Origin of the sequence: Klebsiella sp. GG_Kp173 (genome assembly GCF_040062415.1) — a bacterium.
Taxonomy (GTDB): Bacteria; Pseudomonadota; Gammaproteobacteria; order Enterobacterales; family Enterobacteriaceae; genus Klebsiella; species Klebsiella quasipneumoniae.
Genome location: NZ_JBEAFZ010000087.1, coordinates 124,223 through 151,023 on the forward strand (window position 1 = coordinate 124,223; position 26,801 = coordinate 151,023).

The 26,801-nt window shown below is 61.1% G+C and carries 25 protein-coding genes; 5 read left to right on the forward strand and 20 right to left on the reverse strand.

Features of this window, described 5'->3' with window-relative positions:
- Positions 1–6: 6 nt before the first annotated feature.
- From yfaU to ABLU50_RS22565, 6 genes are all read right to left on the reverse strand, one after another.
- Complete coding sequence (yfaU, locus tag ABLU50_RS22540) at positions 7–810, reverse strand: 2-keto-3-deoxy-L-rhamnonate aldolase (RefSeq protein ID WP_004201703.1); 804 nt, start codon at positions 808–810, stop codon at positions 7–9.
- Positions 811–824: 14 nt separating this feature from the next.
- Complete coding sequence (locus ABLU50_RS22545; RefSeq protein ID WP_004201705.1) at positions 825–2,114, reverse strand: MFS transporter; 1,290 nt, start codon at positions 2,112–2,114, stop codon at positions 825–827.
- A 41-nt stretch (positions 2,115–2,155) separates the two neighbouring features.
- Positions 2,156–3,361 carry an L-rhamnonate dehydratase gene (gene rhmD, locus ABLU50_RS22550; protein ID WP_042948354.1) on the reverse strand — a complete coding sequence of 402 codons (1,206 nt, stop codon included), beginning with the start codon at positions 3,359–3,361 and terminating at the stop codon, positions 2,156–2,158.
- 10 nt (positions 3,362–3,371) lie between these two features.
- Positions 3,372–4,157 carry an IclR family transcriptional regulator gene (locus ABLU50_RS22555; RefSeq protein ID WP_087832070.1) on the reverse strand — a complete coding sequence of 262 codons (786 nt, stop codon included), beginning with the start codon at positions 4,155–4,157 and terminating at the stop codon, positions 3,372–3,374.
- Positions 4,158–4,360: 203 nt separating this feature from the next.
- Complete coding sequence (locus ABLU50_RS22560) at positions 4,361–5,557, reverse strand: nicotinamide mononucleotide deamidase-related protein YfaY (RefSeq protein WP_048325207.1); 1,197 nt, start codon at positions 5,555–5,557, stop codon at positions 4,361–4,363.
- Between the two features lie 102 nt (positions 5,558–5,659).
- Complete coding sequence (locus ABLU50_RS22565; RefSeq protein ID WP_004201712.1) at positions 5,660–6,202, reverse strand: YfaZ family outer membrane protein; 543 nt, start codon at positions 6,200–6,202, stop codon at positions 5,660–5,662.
- A gap of 414 nt (positions 6,203–6,616) precedes the next feature.
- On the opposite strand from ABLU50_RS22565, the gene nudI reads away from it, so the two are divergent.
- On the forward strand, positions 6,617–7,042 hold the full coding sequence (nudI, locus tag ABLU50_RS22570; RefSeq protein ID WP_017899287.1) for a nucleoside triphosphatase NudI: 426 nt from the start codon (positions 6,617–6,619) through the stop codon (positions 7,040–7,042).
- On the opposite strand, the gene ABLU50_RS22575 is transcribed toward nudI, so the two are convergent.
- Entirely contained in the window at positions 7,034–8,440 is a 1,407-nt protein-coding gene (locus ABLU50_RS22575) for a sensor histidine kinase (RefSeq protein WP_087832069.1), read from the reverse strand. The two genes, nudI and ABLU50_RS22575, sit on opposite strands and share 9 nt — an antisense overlap.
- On the reverse strand, positions 8,427–9,104 hold the full coding sequence (gene tctD, locus ABLU50_RS22580) for a transcriptional regulator TctD (protein WP_004201723.1): 678 nt from the start codon (positions 9,102–9,104) through the stop codon (positions 8,427–8,429). The genes ABLU50_RS22575 and tctD overlap by 14 nt, the downstream gene beginning before the upstream one ends.
- A 133-nt stretch (positions 9,105–9,237) precedes the next feature.
- Between tctD and ABLU50_RS22585 the strand changes: the two genes are divergently transcribed.
- Genes ABLU50_RS22585 through ABLU50_RS22595 form a run of 3 tightly spaced genes read left to right on the forward strand, consistent with a single transcriptional unit; the run spans position 9,238 to position 12,194 of the window.
- Complete coding sequence (locus ABLU50_RS22585; protein ID WP_017899284.1) at positions 9,238–10,218, forward strand: tripartite tricarboxylate transporter substrate binding protein; 981 nt, start codon at positions 9,238–9,240, stop codon at positions 10,216–10,218.
- A gap of 15 nt (positions 10,219–10,233) precedes the next feature.
- Positions 10,234–10,665, forward strand: coding sequence for a tripartite tricarboxylate transporter TctB family protein (locus tag ABLU50_RS22590; RefSeq protein WP_004201725.1), 432 nt, complete (start codon positions 10,234–10,236; stop codon positions 10,663–10,665).
- A gap of 11 nt (positions 10,666–10,676) precedes the next feature.
- Positions 10,677–12,194 (forward strand): tripartite tricarboxylate transporter permease, encoded by a 1,518-nt coding sequence (locus ABLU50_RS22595; RefSeq protein ID WP_004201726.1) that lies wholly within the window; start codon positions 10,677–10,679, stop codon positions 12,192–12,194.
- Here the strand turns inward: ABLU50_RS22595 and menE are convergent.
- The 7 genes from menE to ABLU50_RS22630 form a co-directional block, all read right to left on the reverse strand.
- Positions 12,191–13,552, reverse strand: coding sequence for an o-succinylbenzoate--CoA ligase (gene menE / locus ABLU50_RS22600; protein ID WP_087832068.1), 1,362 nt, complete (start codon positions 13,550–13,552; stop codon positions 12,191–12,193). The two genes, ABLU50_RS22595 and menE, sit on opposite strands and share 4 nt — an antisense overlap.
- Positions 13,549–14,514, reverse strand: coding sequence for an o-succinylbenzoate synthase (menC, locus tag ABLU50_RS22605; protein ID WP_087832067.1), 966 nt, complete (start codon positions 14,512–14,514; stop codon positions 13,549–13,551). The genes menE and menC overlap by 4 nt, the downstream gene beginning before the upstream one ends.
- Entirely contained in the window at positions 14,514–15,371 is an 858-nt protein-coding gene (gene menB, locus ABLU50_RS22610) for a 1,4-dihydroxy-2-naphthoyl-CoA synthase (protein WP_004201730.1), read from the reverse strand. Before menB ends, menC begins: the two co-directional genes overlap by 1 nt.
- Positions 15,372–15,385: 14 nt before the next feature.
- Complete coding sequence (gene menH, locus ABLU50_RS22615) at positions 15,386–16,144, reverse strand: 2-succinyl-6-hydroxy-2,4-cyclohexadiene-1-carboxylate synthase (protein ID WP_087832066.1); 759 nt, start codon at positions 16,142–16,144, stop codon at positions 15,386–15,388.
- Positions 16,141–17,811 carry a 2-succinyl-5-enolpyruvyl-6-hydroxy-3-cyclohexene-1-carboxylic-acid synthase gene (gene menD, locus ABLU50_RS22620; protein WP_087832065.1) on the reverse strand — a complete coding sequence of 557 codons (1,671 nt, stop codon included), beginning with the start codon at positions 17,809–17,811 and terminating at the stop codon, positions 16,141–16,143. The genes menH and menD overlap by 4 nt, the downstream gene beginning before the upstream one ends.
- Before the next feature lie 81 nt (positions 17,812–17,892).
- Positions 17,893–19,182, reverse strand: coding sequence for an isochorismate synthase MenF (gene menF / locus ABLU50_RS22625; RefSeq protein WP_087832064.1), 1,290 nt, complete (start codon positions 19,180–19,182; stop codon positions 17,893–17,895).
- A 135-nt stretch (positions 19,183–19,317) separates the two neighbouring features.
- Entirely contained in the window at positions 19,318–19,779 is a 462-nt protein-coding gene (locus tag ABLU50_RS22630; RefSeq protein ID WP_004201734.1) for a GNAT family N-acetyltransferase, read from the reverse strand.
- Between the two features lie 57 nt (positions 19,780–19,836).
- On the opposite strand from ABLU50_RS22630, the gene rnz reads away from it, so the two are divergent.
- The gene (gene rnz, locus ABLU50_RS22635; protein WP_087832062.1) at positions 19,837–20,757 is read left to right on the forward strand and encodes a ribonuclease Z; all 921 of its coding nucleotides are present in this window, start codon (positions 19,837–19,839) and stop codon (positions 20,755–20,757) included.
- Between the two features lie 56 nt (positions 20,758–20,813).
- Here rnz and nuoN read toward each other — a convergent pair whose 3' ends face one another.
- From nuoN to nuoJ, 5 genes are all read right to left on the reverse strand, one after another.
- Positions 20,814–22,271 (reverse strand): NADH-quinone oxidoreductase subunit NuoN, encoded by a 1,458-nt coding sequence (nuoN, locus tag ABLU50_RS22640; RefSeq protein ID WP_004201737.1) that lies wholly within the window; start codon positions 22,269–22,271, stop codon positions 20,814–20,816.
- 6 nt (positions 22,272–22,277) lie between these two features.
- On the reverse strand, positions 22,278–23,807 hold the full coding sequence (nuoM, locus tag ABLU50_RS22645) for an NADH-quinone oxidoreductase subunit M (RefSeq protein ID WP_004201738.1): 1,530 nt from the start codon (positions 23,805–23,807) through the stop codon (positions 22,278–22,280).
- 298 nt (positions 23,808–24,105) lie between these two features.
- Positions 24,106–25,947, reverse strand: coding sequence for an NADH-quinone oxidoreductase subunit L (gene nuoL, locus ABLU50_RS22650; protein WP_004201740.1), 1,842 nt, complete (start codon positions 25,945–25,947; stop codon positions 24,106–24,108).
- Positions 25,944–26,246, reverse strand: a complete 303-nt coding sequence (nuoK, locus tag ABLU50_RS22655) for an NADH-quinone oxidoreductase subunit NuoK (RefSeq protein ID WP_002913148.1) — start codon at positions 26,244–26,246, stop codon at positions 25,944–25,946. Before nuoK ends, nuoL begins: the two co-directional genes overlap by 4 nt.
- Positions 26,243–26,797: an NADH-quinone oxidoreductase subunit J gene (gene nuoJ, locus ABLU50_RS22660; protein ID WP_004201743.1), complete on the reverse strand. Its 555-nt coding sequence runs from the start codon at positions 26,795–26,797 to the stop codon at positions 26,243–26,245. Before nuoJ ends, nuoK begins: the two co-directional genes overlap by 4 nt.
- Positions 26,798–26,801 lie beyond the last annotated feature (4 nt).

The following is a 26,801-nucleotide window of genomic DNA, read 5'->3' on the forward strand; positions in this document are numbered from 1 at the left end:
GCGCCGTCAATAGCTCGCTTTCCCCTGCGGCTGAGCGCTGGCGGATTTAAACATCGCCAGCCGGCGGTCCAGCGCCTCGGTGTAGAGCATGGTATCGACCCCGACGGCGACGAAATTGGCCCCCCAGGCGAGACATTTTTCCGCCATCGCCGGGTCGACCGCCAGAAATCCGGCCGCTTTACCCGCCGCGCGAATGCGCCGGATGCTCTGCTCAATCACCCGCTGCACGTCAGGATGGCCAGCATCGTCCGGGTGCCCCAGCGAAGCGGAGAGATCCGCCGGACCGATAAACACCCCGTCAATGCCCTCCACCTCGAGGATAGCGTCCAGATTTTCCAGCGCGGTTCGGCTCTCTACCTGAATCAGCAGACAGAGCTCGTCATTCGCCTCCGCCATATAATTCTCCACTCTGCCCCAGCGCGCCGCCCGGGCCACGCCGGCGCCGACGCCGCGGCTACCGACGGGAGGATAACGGGTTGCCGAGACGACTTCCCGCGCCTGCTCGGCGGTATCGACCATCGGCACCAGCAACGTTCTGGCGCCAATATCCAGCACCTGTTTTATCAGGCTGCGGCTGCCCTCGACTGGACGAATCACCGGCTGACTGGCATAGGGAGCGATGGCCTGGAGCTGATGATAAAGGTCCTGAATGGTATTCGGGGCATGCTCGCCGTCGATCAGCAGCCAGTCATATCCTGAGGTGGCGGCAATCTCCGCCATATAGGAGGAGGTCGAGCTCAGCCACAGGCCAATTTGCGTCTCACCGCGTAATAATCCACGTTTGAAGGGGTTAGATAACAGTGCGTTCATAGCGATTCCTTTAATCAATGCTGTACGCTGCCGCGCTGAGGAACCGCGCGGGTGAGGCTTAATGAGAAGATGATGATCACCCCGACGATGGCCACGCCGGCCAGGGTTAACAGTCCGGCGGCGCTGCTGGCGAACAGCGTTTCGGCCTGCACGCGGACGATTGGCGCCAGAAAGCCGCCGATGGCGCCAAACAGGTTAACGAAGCCAATCCCGGCGGCCAGCGCCGTGCCGGAGAGCAGCTGCGTCGGCATCGTCCAGAAGACCGGCTGCACGGCAATCACCCCAACCGCCGCCACGCACAGCGCGATGATAGCCAGCACCGGCGCCACCAGCCCGGAAACCGCAATCCCGACCGCTGCCGCCAGCAGCGTCAGCGCGGCAATATTGCGCCGCTCGCCGGTGCGATCGGAGTAGCGAGGGATAAGCCAGGTGCCGAACAGCGCCGCCACCCATGGGATAGCCGTCACCACCGACGCAATGAAGCCGACTTTGGTGCCCAACAGCGCGGCGACCTGAGTAGGCAGGAAGAAAATCAGGCCATAGACCGCCACCTGAATGGTCATGTAAATCAGCGCCAGCTGCCAGACCCGCCCGTTACGCAGCGCATCGGACAGGCGCGAGGTGACCTTTTTCTCCTCCTCTCGCGCCAGCTCGCCGATCAGCGCCTGTTTCTCCGCAGCGCTCAGGAAGCGGGCATGCTGCGGCGAATCGTCCAGCCAGAAGAAGGTGAACGCTCCCGCGGCGACAGCAAGCAGGCCTTCAATCACAAACATCCAGAACCAGCCGGGATGGCCCATAAACCCATGCATCTCCAGCAGCGCGCCGGATAAAGGCGAACCGAGCGTCAGGGCCAGCGGCGCCCCCATATAAAAAAGCCCCATAATGCTGGCGCGGTTTTGCTGGGGAAACCACTGTGAAGTGAGGTAGATCATGCCGGGGAAGAAGCCCGCCTCCGCCGCGCCCAGCAGGGTGCGTACCAGCAGGAATTTCGCTTCCGTATCCGCCCACGCCATCGCCGCCGACAGCACGCCCCACAGCAGCGTGGTGCAGCCGATCCATTTTCTGGCGCCGAATTTGCGCATCAGCAGGTTGGCCGGTACCCCGAGAAAGGCATAGACCACAAAGAAAATCCCCGCCCCCAGCGCATAGGCTTCGTTGCTGAGGCCCGTATCCAGCTGGTAGGTCTCTTTGGCGAAACCGATATTCGAACGGTCAAGAAACGCCAGCACGTACAGCGCCAGCATAAAGGGGATTAAGCGTGCGCGGTTTTTCTTCACCACGCTCTCCAGCAGAGTGTTGCTCATCATAATATCCTCAGGCGTGGGCCGCCGGGCGGCCCGGGGGATCAGTGTTGATAAGGACGTTTCAGGTTGCAGTCGCGATTGAGCTCGACGCCAAAGCCGGGTTTATCCAGGACCGATTTATGAATGCGCCCCCTCTCAGGCACCGGCTCGCCGAGCAGGATCGGGTCGAACTGCGGACGCAGCGTGGCGCAGTCCGGACTGGTCATCAGAAACTCGCTGAACGGCGTGTTGGTGAAAGTGATCACCGCATGATGGGAGTACACCGACGAGCCGTGCGGCACCACCAGCTGCCCGCGCGCTTTAGCAATAGCCGCTATCTCCACCAGGGTGGTTAAGCCGCCGCACCAGCCGACGTCGGGCTGCATAATATCGATTCCGGTCTCAGACAGGGTGCGGAAGGACTGCAGGGTGCCGTGGTGCTCGCCGCTGGTCACCATCATCCCGGCCGGCGCCTGGCGCTTCAGCTCGCGATAACCTTCATACTGCTGCGGCGGCAGGCACTCCTCGATCCACTTGAGGTTGTAAGGGGCGCAGGCATGGGCAAGTTTGGTGGCATAGTTAACGTCCTGGCTCATCCAGCAGTCCAGCATTAACCAGAAATCCGGGCCGCATTTTTCGCGCATATCCGCCACCATGGCGACGTCTTTGCGGATCCCGGCGTCGCCATCGTGCGGCCCCCAATGGGTGGGCATTTTGCCGCCGATAAAGCCCATCTCCTGCGCCAGATCCGGACGGGCGCCGGTGGCATAGAACTGGATTTCGTCGCGTACCGCTCCGCCCAGCAGTTTGTAGACCGGCAGGCCAACCACTTTCCCGAACAGATCCCACAGCGCGAGGTCGACACAGGAGAGGGTGTTCATCACCAGACCGCCGGATCCCGCGTAGTAAAGGGTAGCGTTGAGCATCTGGTCATGGATCAGTTTGATATCGCTGACGCATTTGCCTTCGATAAAGCGGTTGAGATGTTTCTCCACGATAAAGCAGCCCATCTCTCCGGCCGTCGACACGGCAAAGCCGGTCTGCCCGTTGTCAGCCTCCACTTCCACAATCAGCGTGCCCAGCACGTTGATGCCAAACGACTGGCGGGACTGCTCATACTGTTTATATTTGCTCATCGGGGTAGCGATATGATCGTCAATCCAGTGGTTAGCCCCCTGATCGTGGTAATCGCCGCCGCCGGCGCCCTGCTCTGCTGTGGCGCCGCCGGTAAACCAGGCACGGACATGTTTAATTTTCGGTAGGGTCATGGTGTTCTCCTTATGATGAGGCGAGTTGTTCGAAGGGGCTTTTCCACCCCAGCAGTCGTGAAATATCTTTCGCGCAGGCAATCGCCTTACCGGCCAGATAATCGCGATTGTCTTCATTGATTTGCAGACGGGTGCCCACCACCGAGATGGCGGCGGTCAGGTCGTTATTGGCGTTAAACACCGGCGCGGCCACACAGCGCACATCCGGGTAGTCCTCGCCATTATCAAAGCTCCAGCCCCGGGCGCGGATCCGCCCCAGCTCCTCCCGCAGCTGTTGAGCATTGCTGATGGTCGTTGGCGTAGCCCGCTCCCACTGCAGGTCTTCGATAATCGACGCCTGAACGCTGGCGGGCTGCCAGGCCAGCAAACATTTGCCGATCCCGGAGCGGTAAAGCGACAGGCTCTTTCCTTCGTGCGAACGCACGCTAATGGTGGCGGGTGATTCAATTTTCAGAATGTAGTAGGCGTTACCGTGATCGATAATGCCCAGATGGCAGAGCAGGCCGCACTCATCCATCAGCCGGGTCAGGCGTGGCCGCGCCAGCTCGCGCAGGTCCATTTTGCTTAGCGCCTGCCCGGCCAGCTCCACCAGTTTGGTCCACAGGCAGTAGTTATCCTGATTATCCATACTGATGAAGCGCTGCTTTTTCAGCTCGCCCAGCAGCAGATAAACCGTGCTTTTCGGGATCCCCAGTTCGGCAATGATGGTGGCTGCGCTGCAGGGACCAATCCGGCTAATTAAATTGAGGATCTCAATCGCGCGGGTTAGCGCCGGGACTTTCGTTGATTCCAACATACTGGACTCCAATCCTGAATACTGGAATCAGTGTTGCGGTTGTCCGGGCGGTAAAGTGTGAGCGACATCGCGGGGCAATCGCTTTCCCGTATGCTGGACCGTTCGCAGCGGAAAATTGCGACTTAACGCACAGAATTTTTTCAGGAGAGTACAACAGGCTGGACAACCGGCGCCCGGGAGAAGCCCGTGCGCCGGGAAACGACTTACAGCGAGAGGGAATCCACCACGTTAATCCAGCCATGTTCGCTGGCCAGCGGTTGGCCATTCAGCCAGCGACGCAGCAGGTTTAATGCCATCATGGCGCAGACTTCCTGGCGTACCGCCAGGCTGTGGCGGGTGACGCTGAACTTCACCCGCAGCGCGAAGGTGCCGTCCGGGGTGGCCAGGGCCACGTTAAGATGATCGTTCTCCTGGCCGCTCACCGCCAGGGCCAGGCCGGCAAAATGGTTAATGCGCCGCTCGGCCGCCCAGCGGGCCGCCTGCGCAAGCGTCTCCTCCTGCGCCGGGACCACTTCGCTGGCCAGCAGCGGCGCGCCGGCGCGGGACAGCTGGAGCGCCAGCAGACCGCCGGTAAACTGCTCGCTGAGCGTCAGGCTCAGCTGCCGCTCCTGCAGGCAGCGTGCAATCTGCGCCGGTAACCCTTCAGTGCCTTCGAAAATCAGGCTGTCGCCAGCCACTTTACGCACTTCCGGCCACAGAGCCAGCATGGCGTCACGCTGCTCAGCCGGTCCGGTCAGCTTCAGCTCAATGATCGGCATCGACGAGCGGTAGCCCATCACGACGCCAGGCGGTAACGTCAGCGGATTGAGGCTTTGCGCCAGCTCGCTCTCCGAGCGGCCAAAGGTGGTCAGACGCAGGCATACCGGCGGCTCCGGCAGCGTAAAGCGCTGGCGCAGACGCGGTAAAATCTCCTGCTCGACCATCACTTTAAATTCAGAAGGTACGCCGGGGGTGAAAAACATCAGGCAGCGATTGAGCTGGATGGCAAAGCCGCAGGCCGTGCCCACCGGGTTATTGATCATCTCGGCGCTGGCGGGGATTTCCGCCTGCTTACGGTTGCTTTCCGCCATCGGCCGCCCACGTTCGGCAAAGAAGCGGGTCATGGTATCCAGCCACTCCGGATGCAAAATAAGCCCTTCGCCTTTCGCGGTGGCCGCGGCCAGCGCGCTCAGGTCGTCGCTGGTGGGGCCGAGGCCGCCATTGACGATCAGCACATCCGCCTGTTCGCTGCGTTCGCGCAGAATCGCCACCAGCGCATCGAGATCGTCGCCGACGGTATGACGGCGCGTTAACGGTAAACCCTGATTAAAAAAGAAATCCGCCAGCCATGCTGCATTGGTGTCAACGATTTGACCATGCAACACTTCATCGCCAGTGGACAGCATTTCCACATTCAACATTGCTCACTCCTTGCCTGCCAGGTGGCAAATACTATAACGCAAAGCGGGATGCTGACGAGGAGGAAAATCTGGCGCGGCAAGAAGAGACCGCGCCGGAGGAGATTAGAAGCTGGCGCTGGCGCCGATGTACGGGCCGTCGGCGATGGTGTTATCGCGGTTGCCATCTTTACCCGCCAGGTTCAGATAGCGATAGCCCGCCTGGATGCTGAGCGGACGCATAATGGTCCAGCTGGCGCCGACGTTGGCTTCCTGATAGCTGTCAATACCGCTGGAGAGTGAATCCGGAGAGTAGTAGTAGTCGCCATACAGACGGAAGCTGTCGCCGATTTTCCACTGCAGGCCGCCGCCGACCGCTGCCGCATAGCCTTCATCACCCTGTTTCGGGTTGGTGTATACCCCTTTACCACCCACGGTCGCGAGGAACGGCCCCAGCGGAATATTCAGACCCAGGCCTAAACCCGCGGCGTCGCCGTCGTTATCGCTGTGCAACCAGTTACCCGAAACAGCCAGACCGGTGGACTCGGTGCCGAAGCCGACCCCAAGGTTGGTGTAATGCTCGCCTGCTTCGCCGGTAACGCTGATCGCATGGGCCGCCGAAGAAACCAGCATGACGCCAGCCAGCGCCATAAAAATGCTTTTTTTCATTATTTACTCTATCCAGAAAATTAAAATCAAAGAAGTCCCGAAAAAACCCGAAAATTCTACTGCGCACTCGTCAGGAATCAATGACCTGGCGAAATGATTTTTCACAAGAGTGTAACCAGTTGCGTCTTTTTACGGCATCGGACGTTGCCGGTGCGGGGCGTCGGGAATTCAGCGTCATTCATATTGATGTTTAATATGATTTACGCCAAATACATTGACGTTAAAAGGGGCACACCGCACGATCGGCGCGGCGAGGGGGAATTCGTCGCCCTTTCCATGGCGGTGCTCCATACGGTTATTTTCGCTTAACGTAGCACTCGACAAGGCCAGGGCTTTATTTCTGTTGCGATTTACCGAGGCGGCTCGCAAACTGTTTCATCAGCCTACCGCCCTATCCCCTGAAGGAGAAAAACCATGCGTCAAAGGACGATTGTTTGCCCGCTAATCCAAAATGATGGCCATTACCTGTTGTGCAAGATGGCTGCCGACCGCGGCGTTTTTCCCGGACAATGGGCCTTATCCGGCGGCGGCGTGGAGCCGGGGGAACGTCTTGAAGAGGCGCTGCGCCGGGAAATCCGCGAAGAGCTCGGCGAAAAACTCATCCTTACCCATATTGCGCCGTGGAGCTTCCGCGATGATACCCGCGTTAAAACTTACCCCGACGGGCGCCAGGAAGCGATCTATATGATCTATCTGATCTTCGACTGCGTCAGCGCCAATCGTGACGTGACGATCAACGAGGAGTTTGACGATTACGCCTGGGTGAAAGCGGATGAGCTTAAAAACTACGATCTCAACGCCGCCACCCGCCTGACCCTGAGCATGAAGGGGCTACTCTGACGCCACGGTCGGCAGGCGCAGCGTCGCCTTCAGTCCGCCCAGGCTTTCGCTGCGCGAAAGCTGCAGGTGGCTACGATGCAGACGCGCGATATCGTTTACCAGCGCCAGCCCCAGCCCGGCACCGGGTATCGCGCCCGCGTTATCGAGGCGGCGAAACGGCATCAGCGCCTGGTGTACCTGCTGGTCGTCAATTCCCGGGCCGCTGTCTTCCACGCTGAGCAGCACGGCGTCGCCGTCGCGATGCAGGCTAAGCGTGACCGTACCATATTCCGGGGTATAGCGAATGGCATTGTCGAGCAGGTTAGCGCACAGTTCCCCCAGCAGAACGCTATCGCCTGCCACCTGTACCGCCGACTGCTCGCCCTCATAGCCAAGATCGATATGTTTGCTCCGCGCTTGCGCAATACGCGAAAAGCAGCTGTTGCGCACAATTTCCGGCAAGTTAATCACCGCAAACGCCTGCTCCCGCTGTTTTACCGTCGCCAGCTGCAGCAACCGCTCCGTTAACAAGACCGTATCGTCCAGCGTGGCGCGCATCGCCTGCAGGCTTTCGCGCCACAGTTGCGGATCGTCGCTGGCCAGTGCAACCGAAGCCTGCGTTTTCAGCACCGCCAGCGGCGTTTTCAGCTGATGGGACGCATCGGCGCTGAAGCGCTCCTGGCGGGAGATCATCACCCGCAGGCGGTCGATATAGCGGTTGAACGCGACAATCAGCAGCCGCGTTTCTGACCAGGGCAGCAGCTCCGGCAGCGGCGTCAGTAGGCCGGGTTCACGGCGCACCATCAGCGCGGAGAGCTGGCGCATGGGCCGCAGCACGCGGCGCAGCAGCCAGGCTGCCAGCACCAGCGTCAACAGGACCAGTAACCCCTGCGACACCCAGGATGAGAAGAGTAATTGTCCAGCCAGCCAGCGGCGGGACTGCAGCGTTTCGGCAATATAGATCTCCGCCATGCCCACGACGCCCCCTTCGTTGATGGGCTGCAGCAGGCGCGCCACGCGAATTGCCTGACCGCGATATTCGGTATGATAAAACCATGCCAGCGCCGGATAGAGCTGAGTTCGCGAGGTGGAGGGCGGCATCGCGGGCAGATCGTCATAGCCGGAAATAACCTTCCCCTGCGGGTCAAGCACCTTGTAATAGAGGCGATCGTTCATGTTGAGCTCGAAGCTGTCCAGCACCACCCAGGGCACATTCACCTCCAGTTGTCCTCCGCGCACCACCAGCCGTTCGGCCACCGTCCGCGCCGACGACAACAGGGTACGATCGTAGGCTTGCGTTGCCGCCTGCAGCGCGCTGACGTAGCTATTAAACGCGGAGAGTCCCCACAGCAGAACCAGCGGCAGGCCGAGAAACAGCAATAGTTGGGCATAGAGCGATTGCGGCTTACCCCATCTCATGGCGCTCGCACTCAAGCAGATAGCCTAACCCGCGCAGGGTGGTTATACGCACATTGCTCGCCTGAAGTTTCTTGCGCAGACGGTGAATATAGAGTTCGATGCTTTCCGGACTGACGTCGTCGCTGAGACTGAACACCTGTTCGAATAACTGCTGGCGCGAAACCGGGCGGGTGCGGCGAAACATCAGCACCTTCAATAACGCCAGCTCACGCGGCGTCAAAGACAGCATCTGGCCACGGAGTAAAAAATAGCCTTCGTCACAATACGCCAGCTCACCAAGCTGCTGCACCTCATGCACCTGCCCTTCGCTGCGCCGGAGCAGCGCCCGCAGGCGGGCGTCGAGCTCTTCCAGCTCAAAGGGCTTGGGTAAATAGTCATCCGCGCCGGCATTTAAACCTTTCACCCGGTCCGCTACCGCGCTGCGGGCGGTCAGCAACAGCACCGGCAGAGTCTGCCCGCGCTTGCGCAGCCGCTGGACCACTTCAAGGCCATCGTACCCCGGCATACCGATATCCAGCACCGCCAGCGCATATTGCTCGCTTTGCAGCAGATGGTCGGCCGCACGCCCGTCAGCGACGCAATCCACGGCAAAACCGCCCTGCACCAGCGCTTTTTCCAGCCAGTGAGCCAGCTCACGGTTATCCTCGGCTAATAAGAGACGCATATCACATCCTGTAACGTTGCTGCCGCATTGAAAGGGAAATGAAAGGTAACTGTTTTAACAATCATGCAACCGAATCGCCATATGTCGGTTCACATAATCAAAAAAACCTGCCCTGTACCTGCTGAGGAAGCCTATGAAAACGCCATTTCTCCGTCATCTGAGCGCCATCGCGCTGTGCCTCTGTACCACATCCGCCTTCGCCGCGGAGGCCCCGTCCCGCACCGAATGTATCGCGCCTGCTAAACCGGGCGGCGGCTTTGACCTGACCTGTAAGCTGATTCAGGTGAGCCTGATGGAAACCGGCGCCATCGAAAAACCGATGCGCGTCACCTATATGCCCGGCGGCGTGGGCGCGGTGGCCTACAACGCCATTGTCGCCCAGCGCCCGGCAGAGCCGGGGACCGTCGTCGCCTTCTCCGGCGGCTCGCTGCTAAACCTGTCGCAGGGTAAATTCGGCCGTTACAGCGTCGATGACGTGCGCTGGCTGGCGAGCGTCGGCACCGACTACGGCATGATCGCCGTGCGCGCCGATTCGCCATGGAAAGATCTGAAATCGTTTATGACCGCAATGGAGAAAAACCCCTCCAGTATCGTGATTGGCGCCGGGGCCTCCATCGGCAGTCAGGACTGGATGAAAGCGGCGCTGCTGGCGCAAAAAGCCAACGTCGACCCGCATAAAATGCGCTATGTCGCCTTTGAAGGCGGCGGCGAGCCGGTGACCGCGCTGCTCGGTAACCATGTGCAAGCAGTCTCCGGCGATCTCAGCGAGATGGTGCCCTATCTGCAGGGCAATAAAATCCGCGTGCTGGCGGTCTTCTCCAGTGAACGGCTGCCGGGCGCACTCGCCGATGTCCCCACCGCTAAAGAGCAGGGCTACGACCTGGTCTGGCCGATTATTCGCGGCTTCTTTATGGGCCCGAAAGTCAGCGACGCCGAGTACCAGTGGTGGGTCGATGAATTCACTAAACTGCAGCAAACCGAAGCATTCAAAAAGCAACGTGAACTGCGCGGCCTGTTTGAATTCAATATGAACGGCAAGGCGCTCGATACCTACGTTAAGCAGCAGGTCAGCGACTACCGCGAACAGGCGAAAGCCTTTGGCCTGGCAAAATAAACCGCGGAGGCGCTCATGAGCGATCGTATTTTTGCCGGAGTATGGCTGTTGTTATGTACTGGCGGTCTGTTTATCGCCTGGCAGATCCATAGCGAATACTCCTATGAACCCGTCGGCCCGCGCCCCTTCCCGCTCGGGATCATCGGCCTGATGCTGCTGTGCTCGGCGTTAATGCTGTTGCGTCGCCCGGACGCCGTCGAGTGGCCGGGACGGCATGTGCTGCAGCGTCTGCTGACCATGGTCGTGGTGCTGGTGGTCTACGCCTGGGGGTTTGAATGGCTCGGTTTTCCGTTGGCCACCGCGCTGCTGACGGCGATCATTGGTCTGCTGTTCGGCGCGACGCTGCCGGCGGCGGGTATTGCCGGCGTCGCGATGGGCGTGTCGTTATGGTACGCCTTCGACACCCTGCTCGATGTCACCCTGCCCCTCGGCATCTGGTTTAATTAACGGAGGCGTTTATGGATACCTGGATCTATCTCTCGCAGGGCTTCGCCGTCGCCATGACGCCGGAGAACCTGTTGATCGCCCTGATCGGCTGCTTTGTCGGAACTATCGTTGGCCTGCTGCCGGGGCTGGGGCCTATCAACGGCGTGGCGATCCTGCTGCCGCTGGCTTTCGCCCTGCATTTACCCGCGGAGTCGGCGCTGATCCTGCTGGCGACGGTCTATATCGGTTGCGAATACGGCGGGCGAATCTCATCGATTCTGTTGAACGTGCCCGGCGATGCCGCCGCCATTATGACCGCCCTCGACGGCTATCCGATGGCCCAGCAGGGTCGCGGCGGCGTTGCGCTGTCGATTTCCGCCGTCAGTTCCTTCTTTGGCTCACTGATCGCCATCGGCGGCATTATTTTGTTCGCACCGCTGCTCGCCCAGTGGTCGCTGGCGTTCGGTCCCGCGGAATACTTCGCGCTGATGGTCTTCGCCATCGCCTGTCTTGGCAGCATGATGGCGCAGAACCCGCTGAAGTCGTTCCTCGCGGCGTTAATCGGCCTGGGTCTGGCGACGGTGGGCGTAGACGCCAATACCGGGGTTTACCGCTTCACCTTCGACAGCGTCCATCTCTCCGACGGTGTGCAGTTTATTGTGGTAGTGATCGGCTTGTTCTCGGTCTCGGAGATCCTGCTGATGCTGGAGAGCACCAGCGGCGGACAAACCCTGGTGCGGAAAACCGGACGGATGCTGTTTAACACCAAAGAGGCCGCACAGTGCGTCGGCGCGACGCTGCGCTCCTCGGTGGTGGGTTTCTTCGTCGGTATTCTGCCCGGCGCCGGGGCGACCATCGCCAGCGCCATTACCTACATGACGGAGAAAAAACTCAGCGGTAACAGCGATAACTTCGGCAAGGGAGATATTCGCGGCGTGGCGGCGCCGGAAGCGGCTAATAACGCCTCCGCCTGCGGTTCCTTTATTCCCATGCTGACGCTCGGCGTGCCAGGGTCCGGCACCACCGCGGTGATGATGGGCGCGCTGACGCTGTATAACATTACGCCCGGCCCGGCGATGTTCACCGAACAGCCGGATATCGTCTGGGGGCTGATTGCCGCCCTGCTGATCGCCAACGTGATGCTGCTTATCATGAACATTCCGCTGATCGGTCTGTTCACCCGTATGCTGACCATTCCGCTGTGGTTTCTGGTCCCGGCCATCGCCGCAGTCTCCGCCGTCGGCGTTTACGCGGTACACAGCACCACTTTTGACCTGTTGCTGATGGTGGGGCTTGGCGTGCTTGGCTACATCATGCGCAAAATGCACTTCCCGATGTCGCCGCTGATCCTTGGCTTCGTGCTGGGGGAGATGCTGGAGCAGAACCTGCGTCGCGCGCTGTCCATCAGCAACGGCAACCTGGCGATCCTGTGGCAAAGTGGAGTGACCAAAACGCTGCTGGTGCTGGCCATCGCCGTGCTGGTGGTGCCGCCGCTGCTGCGTCTGCGGCGTAAACAGCGCCAGCGTCGCGCCGAAGCCAATATCGGCTAAGCCGGCGAATTGACCCATTCGCGCAGCGCCCGGCGCGAGATCTTAATCCCACCGTTCTTTAACGTTTCCGGCAGCCGCAGCCAACGCACCGGCTGCTGGAAACGCGCCAGCCGCTCCGCGCTCCATGCCGCCAGCACGCTCATCTCGCAGCCGTCATCGCATTCCACCACCGCGACCGGACGCTGGCCATATTCCGCATCGTCCAGCGGCACGACAAACGCCTGTTGTATCTGCGGATGCGCCACGATGATCCGTTCCACCTCCTCAGGCTGGATCCCTTCCCCACCGCTGAAAAAGAGATTATCCAGGCGCCCGAGGAGAGTGAGCCGTCCATTGATGATCTCGCCGCGATCGCGGGTGGCAAACCACCCTTCGTCGTTGGTCAATGGCAACAATTGACCGTCGCGCCAGTAGCCTGCGGCCATACTCGCCGCCCGCAGCCAGACCTCGCCGGCAACGATTTTCATCTCCCGCCCCGGCAACGGCGCGCCCACATCCGCCGCGCCGTCGGCCTCTTTGGCGCAGACGGTGGAAGCGAACTCGGTCAGGCCATAGCCGCAATAGGTGCGTACCCCCTGCCCCCGCGCCCGCTCGGTCAACTCGACGGGGATCGCCGCGCCGCCAAGCAGCACCGCCTTGAGGGAGAGCGCAACACCGTCATTCAGCAGGCGCCACAGCTGTGTCGGTACCAGCGAAGCATGGGTGCAGCCCTGCAGCATCTGCGCCAGCGGTTGTTTATCGCGCACCGTCAGCCGCGCGCCGGCCAGCAGCCAGCGCCACATAATCCCCTGGCCGGAGACATGAAACAGCGGCAGCGACAGCAGCCAGTCATCTTCTGCGGCAAACGGCATCAGCGCCAGCACGCCGGCGGCGCTGGCCAGATGGGCGCTGGCATCATGCACTGCCGCCTTCGGCAGACCGGTCGACCCCGAGGTCAGCGTCATTGAGGCGAAACGATCCCCGCGCCACGGCACAGCATGGGTTCCCGCTGCCGCCTGCAGGGTTAACGCCGGTAAATCCCCCGGCAGCGCATCGCCGTTAAGCACCAGCTGATGCTGGACGGTCAACGCTGGCAGCAGTTCCTGCAGCAACGCTGCGGGCAGCTGCGGATTCAGCGGCAGCACCCGCGCGCCGCACTGCAGCAGCGCCAGCCAGGCCAGCAGCGTCGAGGGCTGGTTAAAAGCCTGCAGCGCCACCCCGTGACCTGCCGTTACGCCCTGCGCGGCAAAGCCGACCGCCAGCGCGTCAACGTGGGCGCACAGGTCGCGCCAGGTCAGCGGCTGGTCATTCAGGCGCAGCGCCTGCGCCTCTCCGCGCCGCTGGCGCCAGTGGCGCCAGGGCCAGTCGCAAAAGGTCACAACAGCGCCTCCAGCGTATCCATGTTGATCATCGGCAGGGTGCTTTCCGGCCACGGCCGTACCAGTTGGGCGCTCATCAGCGACAGGGTGTCCAGTCCGGGGATGGTCTGCGGCGTCAGCCAGGCGGCAACCCGCGCCAGCTGAGTTAACCCGAGGCTGGACTCGATCGACGAACTGATCACCGCGCTCAGCCCCAGCGCATGGGCCGCGGCGACCTGCTGCTGAACCTGGTGTAAACTGCCGGTTAGCGTCGGCTTGATCACCACCGCGCGCACGCCCGGCTCGGCGACGAAGCGAAAATCCGCCTCGCGCAGGCTTTCATCCCAGGCGATAGCGATCCCGGCTTCGCGGCTAAAAGCCCGCGAGTCCTCCCGCGTTTTACAGGGCTCCTCAATAAACGCAATGCGCTGGCGATACGCCGGATTGACGTATTTCGCAAACTGCTGCGCTTTCAGCGGCGTCCAGGCCCGGTTGGCATCCAGACGCAGCTGCAGGTCGGGGATGGCTTCCAGCAGCAGATTAACCACCATGCCGTCGCGGACCGCCTCCCAGAGACCCACTTTCACCTTAGCGACTTTCTCGCCGGGCATCGCCGCCAGTCTGGCGAACAGCTCATCCGGATCGCCGGAGCAGAGCGGCGCTGCGCGATAATCCGCGGCCAGCGGCAGCTCGCCGCTGAGCTCCGCCTGCGCGCAGCTGATGCCAAACGCGACAGAGGGCAGCGCAGGAAGCGCCGGCTCCGCGCCGTCGCGCCAGGCCTGCGCCCACGCCAATAGCGCCGCCTGCGCCTCCTCCAGGGTCTCTGCGCTGAATCCCGGCAGGGGGGATATTTCCCCCCAGCCCTCCCGTTCACCCTCCCGCAGGTGGATGAACAGCCCATCGCGGGTTTTTAACCGCCGTTCGCGCAGCACCACGCCCGCGTCCATCGGTATCTGCCAGCGGTAAACCTGCGATACGCGCATTAGGGATTCCGTTTAAATTTGCTGAAGTCCGGCTGACGTTTCTGGTTGAAGGCATTGCGGCCTTCCTGCCCCTCTTCCGTCATGTAGAACAGCATGGTGGCGTTGCCCGCCAGCTCCTGCAGACCGGCCTGGCCGTCGCAGTCGGCGTTCAGCGCCGCTTTCAGGCAGCGCAGCGCCATTGGACTGTTCTGCAGCATTTCCCGACACCAGCGCACCGTCTCTTTTTCCAGATCCGCCAGCGGCACCACGGTGTTCACCAGCCCCATATCCAGCGCCTGCTGGGCGTCATACTGACGGCAGAGGAACCAGATTTCCCGCGCTTTTTTCTGCCCGACGATGCGCGCCATATAGGAGGCGCCCCAGCCGCCGTCGAAGGAGCCGACCTTCGGCCCGGTCTGACCGAAGATGGCGTTTTCCGCCGCGATGGTCAGATCGCACATCATGTGCAACACGTGGCCGCCGCCGATAGAGTAGCCGGCCACCATCGCCACCACCGGTTTCGGGCAGGTGCGGATCTGGCGCTGAAAATCGAGTACGTTGAGATGATGTACGCCGGAGTCATCCTGATAGCCGCCGTAATCACCGCGAACTTTCTGATCGCCGCCCGCGCAAAAGGCTTTCTCACCTTCGCCGGTCAGGACAATCACCCCGATATTGTCGTCATAACGGGCATCCGCCAGCGCCTGGATCATTTCTTTGACGGTCAGCGGGCGGAAGGCGTTGCGCACCTGCGGGCGGTTGATAGTGATTTTGGCAATGCCGTCGGCCGATTTGTGGTAGCGAATATCGGTATAGCCTTCGGAACAATCGTGCCATTCAACAGGGGCATAGAGCATTGCTTCATCAAGAGAGATCATAGAATGTCCTTCAGTTAACTTGCCAAAATCTGCGCCAGACAGGCAATCACCGCCGCCGGGTTGTCCCGGTGCGCGTTGTGTCCGGCATGGTGAATAAGATGGAGATCCGCCGCGAGCGCCTGGGCGATGGCATGAAACTTCGCGTCGCGCTCGCCGCACAGGTAATGAAAGGGGAAATCGCGCGCCTGCAGGGGTGCGCGCAGATCGGCCTGCCCGGCAAGGGAGGTCGCCTGCAGCATCGCCGCCAGCGTCGCGCCGTTGTTCCGGCTGCGTAAGGCGACCAGCGCCGCGCGCTGCCCGGCGTTCAGTGAAGCGAAGACCGGCTGCTGATACCAGTCGGCAAAGACCTGTGCCAACGGCTCATGGCGAAAACGGTCCGCCCAGGCGCTGTCGTTGCTGCGCCGCGCCCGCCGCGCTTCGGCATCCTGCAGGCCCGGATGGCCGCCTTCGACGATCAGGCCGCGCAGACCCGTGCGCGGCTGGCAGGCGAAGTTCATCGCCACCCGGCCCCCCAGCGAGTAGCCGATCAGCCAGTAGTTAAGTATGTTGTAACTATTAAGCGTAGCCTGCAGCAGAATATTGACCCCGGCAAAGTCCTGCACTGCGATATTCGCGGAGCCGCCGTGGCCCGGCAGATCGAGATACAGCCGCGGCCAGGCGCGAAACGCGTCGCCGACTTCCCGCCACTCGTTGCGGTCGCCGGAAAAACCGTGCAGAAAGACCAGCCAGGGATAACCCGGCTGGCCATGTTCGACAGTCACGCTGAGAGTCACAGGCGGCTTACCTGCGCCAGCAGCTGCTGGAGGGTCTGTGTGCCGTCGGTCTCATTGACCGCCAGCTCAATCACCGTCGCCCCTGCCCTGCACCAGGCGCCGGCCAGCGCCTCATCCAGCGCCTGCCAGTCAGCCGGGCGATGATAGGCCAGACCGAACATCGCCGCCGCGTGGCTGAAATCAACATCCTGCGGCATTAAGTAGAACTGGCGCCGCTCGTCCTGCGGCGTCGGCAGCATGGAGAAAATCTGCCCGCCGTTGTTGTTCACCACGATCAGCACCAGCGGCGCCGACGCCTGGCGCAGTAGAGCCAGCGAGTTGAGATCGTACAGCGCCGAAAGATCGCCGACGATGGCCAGGGTTGGCCTGGCGCTGGCGCGCTGCACGCCGGCGGCGGTGGCGATCAAGCCATCAATGCCGCTGGCGCCGCGGTTGCTGTAAACCGGGTAGCCGGCCGGCAGCTGCGCCAGGGCGTCGATCAGGCGCACCACCAGGCTGTTGCCGACAAACAGTTGCCCCTGTTCCGGCAGATAGCGGCGAATTCGCTGCGCCAGCTGCGCTTCGCCAAAGGGTTCGTTGCTGGCGACCGCCGCCTCCCACGCCTGACGGGCCAGGTCAGGAATGGCCGTCGCCCACGGCTGGCGTTTCTCCGCCGGGTGCAGCTCAAGCCAGCGGTCAACGCTGGCAAGCAGACGGCGGCCGCGGTGCTGTGCCGGATCGAGACGACCGGGCAGATTATCCACCAGCCAGTATTCATCAGGCTCGCAGGTGGCCTGCCACTGCAGAACCCGCTTGCCGGTCAGGCTGCTGCCGAGCTGAACCACGATCTGCGCCTGCGCCAGCTCGCTCACCGCTTTGCCATTGCCCAGCCACAGGTCAGCGCACGGCAGCGGCTGCCCGGTCTGCGACAGGACATCGCCGATCAGCGGCCAGCCGAGGGTTTGGGCCCACTCGGCCACTTTTTTCCCTTCGGCAGCGCTCATTCTGCCCGCCACGACCACGCCGCGCTTTTGCCGCCAGAAGAACCAGTCGCGCTGTTTCTCACTTTCCCTCTGCAGCGCCTGACGTAACCAGGGCTTATCGCTCTGCCACCAGCTGCCGAGCTGCTGCTGCCACTCCACGCCGGTATCATCCATATCGCCATACAGCGGTTCGGCGAACGGGCAGTTGATATGCACCCCGCCGGCGTGCAGCTCGCCCAGCGCCTGGTCGATGGTCGAGACCAGCCAGCGGGCGGAAATATCCTGCGAGGGACGCGGCAGAGAAATCGTCTGCGACGGATGGGAGGCGAACATCCCCGGCTGACGAATCGCCTGATTGGCGCCGCAGTCGATCAGCTCCGGCGGACGGTCGGCGGTCAGGAGAATCAGCTTTTCCCCGGTGAGACCCGCCTCAATCAGCGCCGGATAGAGGTTCGCGGTGGCGGTCCCGGAGGTCACAATGACCGCCACCGGCTGGCGACTGGCTTTCGCCAGACCGAGCGCCAGGTGGCCGAGGCCGCGTTCGTCAAAATGGGTATGATGGATAAAGGCGCGGTTTTCCGCCGCCGCCAGGGTTAAGGGTGTCGAGCGCGAGCCCGGCGCGATGCAGATATGCTGCACGCCGTGGCGCGTTAAAGCTTCCAGGATCACTGCCGCCCAGCGTCGGTTAAATGCGCTTACTGACATGAAATTGTCCGGTATCAAATATTGATGCTAAGTATAGATAAGCCAAAGTGACGGCGTTTTGATATGCATCGTCATTCCCGCTTATGGACAGAGTAGCGAGCGCAGCCCGGCCGCTTTGTTGTCAATCTCCTGCCACTCCTGCAGCGCATCGGAGCCGCTGACGATCCCCGCCCCGGCATACAGTCGCAGGGTGTCGTTGTCCACTTTCGCCGAACGCAGCGCCACGCAAAACTCGCTTTGCGCCAGCGACAGATACCCGGCGGAACCGGCGTACCATTCACGGGAAAAAGGTTCATGGCGCTGAATGAATGCCAGCGCCGGCCGCCGCGGCAGGCCGGCCACCGCGGCGGTAGGCTGCAGCTGCAGCAGACAGCGGCTGTCGTCAGGCTCCGTCAGTTCGGTCCAGATGCAGCGTCGAAGATGCTGTACCTTGCGCAACCTCACCACCTGCGGCGGCAGAACGTCCAGCGTCGAGGCCTCACTCTGCAGGCGCTGGCAGATATCCTCCACCACCAGCATGTTTTCCCGCTGATTTTTGTCGTCTTTCATCAACCAGTCGGCCAACTGCTGCGCCTTCGCGTCATCCTGATGATTAGCGACGGTGCCCGCCAGCGCTTCGGTGCGCAGCAGCGCGCCGCGCCGGCGCCACAGCCGCTCCGGCGTGGAGCCGAAAAACGCCTGACGGGCATTGAACGCCATCAGGAAATGAAAACAGTTAAGATTGCGGCTGCGGCTGGCGGCCATGATGCTCACGGCATCCAGCGGGGCGGCAAACTGCAGGTCGGTTGCCCGCGCCAGCACCACTTTATCCATGTCGCCGGCGGCGATGGCCTGCGTCGCCAGGTCTATCATTGCCTGCCACAGGGGATAATCGGAGGAGTGGCGCTCGCTCAACAGCGGCGGTACGCCGCCAGGGGTCGCCTGGGCGGTGGTCAGGCTGGCGAGAAAATCACGCGCCTTCATGGCATCGTCGCGCAGGGAGAGGTCGCTGTGCAGCACCAGCCGCATCACGGCCCTGCCGCCGCACCGACGCCATTCCAGACGCGGCAGCACCAGCCGGCCCTGCTGCGGGGCAAACGCATTCAGGCCGCAGATGCGCAGATCCTGCCGTCCGGCCTGGTGTAAAAAGCGGTTCGCCGCGTCGAGCGAGGGAAAGCTTTTTACCGCCCCCAGCGCCGCCATCTCCTCGTCGCCATTGCGCTGTTGCCAGTAGAACTGCGGCCACTGCGGCTGCTGGCCGCACCATAGCAGCGGATCGAAGGCATCATTCAGCGGAAAGGCAATATCGATAATTCGCGTGCCGGGTGAGTCAGGAAAGGGCTCACTCAGGCCGTCACGTAAACGGGCCAGCGCAGTGGAAACAGACAGCACGCAAACCTCCACGGTAGTAAAACCCCACATTATAAGGGGTTCGACGGCGGAATAGCAGTACCCATGACGAGGGAGCGGGTTTTATCTTACCTGCTCGCCGGCCCGGAACAGGGTTGGAATGTGAGTGTTGAGGGGTCAAACAGCACGGCTTTCCCGCGCCATGCCGATGTGCGGAATGCCATCCTCATCATAGACCTCAGTCACCGGCGTAAAACCGAAGTGGGCGTAAAAAGCTTGCAGGTGCGCCTGCGCCCCAAGGTAAATCGACTTTTGCGGCCAGTGCCGCTGACAGCTGGCCAGCGCCTGCGCCATCAGCTGATGGCCAAGCTTTTCGCCGCGCGCGGCGGGGCTGACGATAACCCGGCCAATCACCACCGGATCGTACATCTCTTCGCTTTTAAGGATCCGCGCATAAGCCACCAGTTCGCCATCGCGCCAGCCGAGCAGATGGCGATTTTCCCCAACCAAATCATCGCCGTCGACATCCTGATAGGCGCACTGCTGCTCCACGACAAAGACTTCGCTGCGCAGCTTCAGTAGCGCATACAGCTGGGGAACGGTGAGTTCACTATGATGGAGATCCTGCCAGGTCATCATCTGCTGCTCCTTATTGATATACTGATGTTTTGCGACTCGCCCTGAGGACACTGGACGATGGAATTAACTTTTTTGGGGACATCCGCCGGGGTGCCGACCCGCACGCGTAATATGACGTCGATAATACTCAATTTGCAACAGCCAACCCGCGCCGAAATGTGGTTGTTTGACTGCGGCGAAGGGACCCAGCATCAGTTTCTGCATACGCCCCATCATCCTGGCAAACTGAATAAGATCTTTATTACCCATTTGCACGGCGACCATCTGTTCGGCCTGCCCGGGCTGCTGTGCAGCCGCTCGATGCAGGGGAATTCGCTGCCGCTGACGGTCTACGGACCAACAGGAATAAAAGAATTCATTGACACCGCGCTGCGCCTCAGCGGCTCGTGGACCGACTATCCTCTGACCATCATCGAAGTCGGCCCCGGTCTGGTGTTCGACGAAGAGGGCTATCGGGTCACCGCGTTCCCGCTTAGCCATCCGGTGGAGTGCTACGGGTATCGCATTGAGCAACACGACAAGCCCGGCGCCCTCGACGCCGCCCAGCTGATTGCCGACGGCGTGCCTCCCGGGCCGCTGTTTAACCGCCTTAAGCGCGGTGAACAGGTGACGCTGGCGGATGGCCGGGTGATCGACGGCAGCCGCTACCTGGGGCCCGCCACGCCGGGTAAAACGCTGGCCATCTTTGGCGATACCGCCCCCTGCCCGCAGGCGCTGGAGATGGCGCGCGGGGCGGATGTGATGGTCCACGAGACCACCCTGGAGCAGGCGATGGCGGAGAAAGCCAATAGTCGCGGCCACTCCTCCAGTCAGCAGACCGCGACGCTGGCTAAAGAGGCAGGCGTCGGCACGCTTATCGCCACCCACTTTAGCTCACGCTACGATGCCGAGGGCTGCCTGCGGATGCTGGCGGAATGCCGGGAGATTTTCCCGGACACCCTGCTGGCGGAAGACTTTATGGTTTACACGGTGGCGTAACATTCCGGGCATAAAAAAACCGCCATTCCGGCGGTTTTTTTATTGAGACAATCCACTTACATCAGCGGCGTCGCCAGCTGCACGATGCTAATCAGCGGCTGCGGCCAGATACCGAGCACCAGCACCAGCAGGGCAGAGATCAGCACCACGATACCGCCGGCGCTGTACTGCCAGTTCGACGGCGCATCACGGTTCAGCTGCTCCGGCGCGCTCAGGTACAGGCTCACCGCCACGCGCAGGTAGTAGTAGAGACCGATCGCCGAGCCGACAACCACCGCGGCAACCAGCCACCACAGATGGGCGTGAACACCGACGGCCAGCACGTAGAACTTACCGATAAAGCCAAGAGTCATTGGGATACCGGCCAGGGAGAGCATCATCACCGTCATCACCGCCGACAGGATCGGACGGTGCCAGAACAGACCGCGGTAGGAGAACAGCGAGTCCGCGTCCGGGCCACGGTATGGGCTGGACATCAGGCTGACCACGCCGAACGCGCCGAGGCTGCTGAACAGGTAGCCGGCCAGGTAGACGCCAACGGCTTCCATCGACATTTCGCCGCTTTGCAGGGCGATCAGCGCCACCAGCAGATAGCCGAGGTGGGAAATAGAAGAGTAACCGAGCAGACGTTTGATATTGGTCTGGCTCAGCGCCATCAGGTTACCGAAGATGATAGAGGCGAAGGCGATCAGCCCCAGCACCACGCGCACCGCTTCGCTGTTGCCCACCGGCATGTACAGGAACAGACGCATCACCACGCCGAAGATGGCGATCTTGCTGGCGGTCGCCAGGAAGGTGGAGACCGGCGCAGGCGCCCCCTGGTAAACGTCCGGCGTCCACAGGTGGAACGGCACCAGCGACAGCTTAAAGCCAAGACCGACGATCATCAGGCCGAGACCCGCCAGCAGCAGCGGCTCGTGCAGCGTGTTGTCCGCCAGGCTCTTGCCCAGTGCAAGGAAGGACAGGTTGCCGGAGTTCGCATACACCAGCGCCATACCGAACAGCAGGAAAGAGGAGGCTGCCGCGGAGAGGATGGTGTATTTGATGCTCGCTTCCAGCGAACGCTTCTGGCGGAAGGCGTAGCCGACCAGACCGAACAGCGGCAGCGAGATTAACTCAATGCCGAGGAACAGCGCCGCCAGATGATTCGCACCGGCCAGCAGAATGCCGCCCAGGGCGGCGATCAGCACCAGCAGGTAGAACTCTTCTTTGTTGTCCTTGTAACCCTCAAGCCACGGATAGGCGAAAGTACAGGTGGCGAGACTCGCCAGCAGCACCAGCCCAGTGTAAAGCATCGCGTAGCCGTCAACGCGGATCAGCGGCGTGACGTCCATTGCCCCATTCTGGCCGACGAACCAGAGCGAGACCAGCGCGGCGTTAAGCCCGAGAACCGACAGCGTGGCATTGAGAAAATGATTGCGTCGCCACGCAATGGAGAGCATCACAACCACCACCGTCAAGCCGACGATCAGCAGCGGTAGCAGTGCGATCAGTTGTTGTGGAGTTATTGTCATGGCGAATTACGGCCTTGTAGTAGAAACAGAATTAACAAACCACTGCTGAATGTTGCTCATCGCAGCATGCGAGGTGTCGAGGATCGGCTGCGGGAAGAAGCCCAACAGCACCAGCAGCACCACCAGCAGCAGGATGATAGACAGTTCACGCAGGGACATCCCCGGCAGCGCTTTCGCCGCGATTTCGCTTTTCGCTTTACCGAAGTAAGCGCGATGCAGCATCGACAGCGAGTAAACGGACGCGAATACCAGACCAAAGGTCGAGATCACGGTGATCACCGGCACCACTTTATAGCTGCCGAACAGGATCATAAATTCGCCGACGAAGTTACCGGTGCCCGGCATCCCCAGGGTGGCGACGGCGAAGAACATCGACATCGCCGGCAGCCATTTGATTTTGCTCCACAGACCGCCCATCTGACGCATGTCACGGGTATGTAGACGTTCGTACAGCTGGCCGCAGAGAATAAACAGACCCGCCGCGGAGAGACCGTGAGCAATCATCTGGATCACCGCCCCCTGATACGCCAGCTGGCTGCCGGTGTAGATAGCAATCAGCACGAAGCCCATGTGGGACACGGAGGTGTAGGCGATGAGACGTTTGATATCAGTCTGGGCAAAGGCCATCCACGCGCCGTAGAAGATCCCGATCACGCCCAGCCACATGGCGATAGGCGCAAACTCGGCGGAGGCGTTCGGGAACAGCGGCAGCGCAAAGCGCAGCAGACCGTAGGCCGCAGTTTTCAGCAGGATCCCCGCAAGGTCGACGGAACCGGCGGTCGGCGCCTGAGAGTGGGCGTCCGGCAGCCAGCCGTGCAGCGGCACCACCGGCATTTTCACCGCGAAGGCGATGAAGAAGCCGAGCATCAGCAGATATTCCACGCCGTGGGACATCGGGGTTTTCAGTAGCTCTTCATAGTTGAAAGTCCACACGCCGGTGGCGTTGAAGTGGACGAATGCCAGCGCCAGAATGGCAATCAGCATCACCAGGCCGCTCGCCTGGGTATAGATGAAGAACTTGGTGGCCGCCGTGATACGCGTTTTACCATCAGAGGCTTTGTGGCCCCACAGCGCGATCAGGAAGTACATCGGCACCAACATCATTTCCCAGAAGAAGAAGAACAGGAACATGTCGATGGCGAGGAACACGCCGATGACGCCGCCCAGGATCCACATCAGGTTGAGGTGGAAGAAGCCCTGGTATTTTTCGATTTCGCGCCAGGAACAGAGCACCGCCAGCACGCCGAGCAGGCCGGTCAGCACTACCATCAGCAGCGACAGGCCGTCGATCGCCAGATGAATGCTAATGCCGAAGCGTGGGATCCACGGCAGCACGAACTCAGACTGCCACTGCGGAATACCCGCGGATTGCGTCAGAGAATAGCCGCCCTGCATCCACAGCTGCAGGCCAAGCACCAGCGTCAGTCCCATGGTAATCAGCGCGATCCAGCGCGGCACTTTCACGCCAAAGCGTTCGGTCTGCCAGCACAGGAAGCCGCCGATAAAGGGGATTAATATCAACCAAGGCAATAACATGGTGATTTTTATTCCTTATTTAAGTCCGGTTCAGGCTATCTTACTCGTCATAACGAACTCCGGCTGTGCTCACAATCCTCACGTACTTTAGTACGCTCCGATTGCTCCGCGCAGGCGGCGTCCACTTTGACTTCGCCGATAACGCCTGTCCTTTACGACCTGATTTTCAACGAATTCTCACAGAAAATTCACTTCGGTTTGAGGCTTGTTTTGTCAGGTGGAGCTAATGCTAACCCGACCTACGCTCCCGTAGGCCCGGCAAGCACCGCGCCGCCGGGCAACACAAAGGTTCTCAAACTCAACGCAATACCATCAGCAGCGCCAGCACCACCACCGCGCCAATGCTCATTGACGCCACATACCAGCGCAGATAGCCGTTCTCGCTCACCAGCAGGCCTTTACCTGCGAAGCGGGAGAGGAGCGCCGGGATGTTCATCAACGAGTTCAGCGGATCGCTCTTCAGCAGCCAGGCAATGCCGAGGAATGGCTTAACGAATACTTTGTCGTATAACCAGTCGAAGCCCCAGGCATGGAACCACCAGGTACCGAAGAAGCGGCCAGGCGCGCTGTTGGCGATAGAGGTCACCAGGGTGCGTTTGCCCAGCCACAGCCATGCGGCGATCAGGATGCCGGCAATAGCGATGATCCCGGAGGCAATCTCCAGCGTCATCACGCTGCCGTGCGCCAGTTCAGTGGTCTGCGGTAAGACGCCTTCCAGCGGCGGCACGATCAGCGCGCCAACGAAGGTGGACAGCACCAGCAGCACAATCAGCGGCAGATGATGGGTGATCCCCTTCCCTGCGTGCGCGTGAATTTGCTCTTTACCGTGGAACACAATGAAAATCATGCGGAAGGTGTACAGAGAGGTCATAAAGGCGCCGACCAGGCCCGCCACCATCAGGTTGATATGGCCGTTGGCCATCGCCCCCGCCAGAATCTCATCCTTACTGAAGAAGCCTGCGGTAATGAGCGGCAGAGCGGACAGCGCCGCGCCCCCCACCAGGAAGCAGACGTACACCAGCGGAATAGATTTGCGCAGGCCGCCCATCTTGAAGATGTTCTGTTCGTGATGGCAGGCGAGAATCACCGAACCAGACGACAGGAACAGCAGCGCTTTAAAGAACGCGTGAGTCATCAGATGGAAAATCGCCGCGTCCCATGCCTGCACGCCCAGCGCGAGGAACATGTAGCCAATCTGGCTCATGGTGGAGTAAGCGAGAACGCGTTTAATGTCGGTCTGCACCAGCGCGGCGAAGCCCGCCAGCACCAGGGTAACCGCCCCGACGATCCCGACCAGATGCAGCACTTCCGGCGTCATCAGGAACAGACCGTGGGTACGGGCGATCAGGTAGACGCCGGCGGTGACCATGGTCGCGGCGTGGATCAGCGCGGAAACCGGCGTCGGACCCGCCATCGCATCGGCAAGCCACGTTTGCAGCGGCAGCTGGGCGGATTTACCGACCGCGCCGCCGAGCAGCATCAGCGTCGCCCACTGCAGCGTGGTGCTGCCGTTAGCAAAGTGCTGCGGCGCCAGCTCAACCATTTCGCGGAAGTTGAGGGTACCCAGTTCGTTGTAGAGGATGAACAGCGCGAAGGCGAGGAACACGTCCCCGACGCGGGTCACCACAAACGCTTTCATCGCTGCGGCGCCGTTCTTCGGATCGGTGTAGTAGAAGCCGATCAGCAGGTAAGAGCAAAGACCCACCCCTTCCCAACCCAGGTACATCAGCAGCAGGTTGTCGGCCAGTACCAGAACCACCATGCTGGCGATAAACAGGTTGGTGTAGGCGAAGAAGCGGGAGTAGCCCTCTTCACCGCGCATATACCAGGAGGCGAACATGTGGATCAGGAAGCCGACGCCGGTCACCACGGAGAGCATGGTCAGCGACAGGCCGTCCAGCACCAGGTTGAAGCCGATGTTGAAATCCCCTACCGACATCCAGGTCCACAGCGGCACGCTGACCGCCTGTTTGCCGTTAGCGAAAAAGTCGACGCCGACATAGGCGGTGACCAGCGCCGCCAGGCCTACCGAGCCCATGCCAACGGTGGCGGAAAGGTTTTCCGACCAGCGCCCGCGGGAGAAGGCCAGCAGCACAAAGCCAATCAATGGCAAAAGAATGGTTAAGGCAAGCATGTTCATCCACGCAACTCACTTACTGAATCGATGTTCAGGTTCTGGCGGCGACGATGGAGCTGCAGCAGCAGCGCCAGACCGATACTCGCTTCCGCAGCCGCAAGGCTGATGGCGAGGATATACATAATCTGACCATCTGCCTGGCCCCAGTAGCTGCCCGCAACCACAAAGGCCAGCGCGGCGGCGTTAATCATGATTTCCAGACTGATCAACATAAACAGCAGATTGCGGCGGATCACCAGCCCCGTCAGACCAAGCACAAACAGGATGGCCGCGAGGATCAGTCCATGTGTTAAGGGGATCATGCGTGTTCCTCCGTTTTTCTTTTGTCGCTGTCGTTCACGCGGTTGCTCAGCACCTCGCCGGCGCGCTCTTCGCGACCGATGTGGAAGGCGACCACCAGGCCCGCCAGCAGCAGCATGGAGGCCAGCTCCACCGCCAGGACGTACGGCCCAAACAGCGCAATACCCACTTCTTTAGCGTTGATTGCTGCGCCGTCGATACCCTGGTCGTTAATCCCCAGAATGGCGTAAACGATAACCACCAGCAGCACTGCGGAGAGGATGGCCGGGCCAATCCAGATCCCCGGCTGCAGCCATTTGCGTTCCTGTTCGATTTCGCTGCCGCCCAGGTTGAGCATCATCACCACGAAGACGAACAGCACCATAATGGCCCCAGCGTAGACGATAATCTCCAGCGCCCCGGCGAAGTACGCGCCCAGCGAGAAGAACACCCCGGCAATCGCTAACAGCGAAATGATCAGGTACAGCAGCGCATGCACCGGATTGGTGTGGGTGACGACCCGCAAGGTTGCGAGGATGGCGATCAGGCCACAGATATAAAAAGCGAATTCCATTGCC

Bases quoted from the DNA above. Each gene is read 5' to 3' on its own strand.
- nuoK (WP_002913148.1), bottom strand. From the start codon at position 26,246: ATGATCCCCTTAACACATGGACTGATCCTCGCGGCCATCCTGTTTGTG.
- menC (WP_087832067.1), bottom strand. From the start codon at position 14,514: ATGCGCGTATCGCAGGTTTACCGCTGGCAGATACCGATGGACGCGGGC.
- nuoM (WP_004201738.1), bottom strand. From the start codon at position 23,807: ATGTTATTGCCTTGGTTGATATTAATCCCCTTTATCGGCGGCTTCCTG.
- rnz (WP_087832062.1), top strand. From the start codon at position 19,837: ATGGAATTAACTTTTTTGGGGACATCCGCCGGGGTGCCGACCCGCACG.
- nuoL (WP_004201740.1), bottom strand. From the start codon at position 25,947: ATGAACATGCTTGCCTTAACCATTCTTTTGCCATTGATTGGCTTTGTG.
- menB (WP_004201730.1), bottom strand. From the start codon at position 15,371: ATGATCTCTCTTGATGAAGCAATGCTCTATGCCCCTGTTGAATGGCAC.
- nuoN (WP_004201737.1), bottom strand. From the start codon at position 22,271: ATGACAATAACTCCACAACAACTGATCGCACTGCTACCGCTGCTGATC.
- ABLU50_RS22590 (WP_004201725.1), top strand. From the start codon at position 10,234: ATGAGCGATCGTATTTTTGCCGGAGTATGGCTGTTGTTATGTACTGGC.
- nuoJ (WP_004201743.1), bottom strand. From the start codon at position 26,797: ATGGAATTCGCTTTTTATATCTGTGGCCTGATCGCCATCCTCGCAACC.
- tctD (WP_004201723.1), bottom strand. From the start codon at position 9,104: ATGCGTCTCTTATTAGCCGAGGATAACCGTGAGCTGGCTCACTGGCTG.
- ABLU50_RS22585 (WP_017899284.1), top strand. From the start codon at position 9,238: ATGAAAACGCCATTTCTCCGTCATCTGAGCGCCATCGCGCTGTGCCTC.
- ABLU50_RS22575 (WP_087832069.1), bottom strand. From the start codon at position 8,440: ATGAGATGGGGTAAGCCGCAATCGCTCTATGCCCAACTATTGCTGTTT.
- nudI (WP_017899287.1), top strand. From the start codon at position 6,617: ATGCGTCAAAGGACGATTGTTTGCCCGCTAATCCAAAATGATGGCCAT.
- ABLU50_RS22545 (WP_004201705.1), bottom strand. From the start codon at position 2,114: ATGAGCAACACTCTGCTGGAGAGCGTGGTGAAGAAAAACCGCGCACGC.
- ABLU50_RS22630 (WP_004201734.1), bottom strand. From the start codon at position 19,779: ATGATGACCTGGCAGGATCTCCATCATAGTGAACTCACCGTTCCCCAG.
- ABLU50_RS22560 (WP_048325207.1), bottom strand. From the start codon at position 5,557: ATGTTGAATGTGGAAATGCTGTCCACTGGCGATGAAGTGTTGCATGGT.
- menD (WP_087832065.1), bottom strand. From the start codon at position 17,811: ATGTCAGTAAGCGCATTTAACCGACGCTGGGCGGCAGTGATCCTGGAA.
- ABLU50_RS22555 (WP_087832070.1), bottom strand. From the start codon at position 4,157: ATGTTGGAATCAACGAAAGTCCCGGCGCTAACCCGCGCGATTGAGATC.
- rhmD (WP_042948354.1), bottom strand. From the start codon at position 3,361: ATGACCCTACCGAAAATTAAACATGTCCGTGCCTGGTTTACCGGCGGC.
- ABLU50_RS22565 (WP_004201712.1), bottom strand. From the start codon at position 6,202: ATGAAAAAAAGCATTTTTATGGCGCTGGCTGGCGTCATGCTGGTTTCT.
- yfaU (WP_004201703.1), bottom strand. From the start codon at position 810: ATGAACGCACTGTTATCTAACCCCTTCAAACGTGGATTATTACGCGGT.
- ABLU50_RS22595 (WP_004201726.1), top strand. From the start codon at position 10,677: ATGGATACCTGGATCTATCTCTCGCAGGGCTTCGCCGTCGCCATGACG.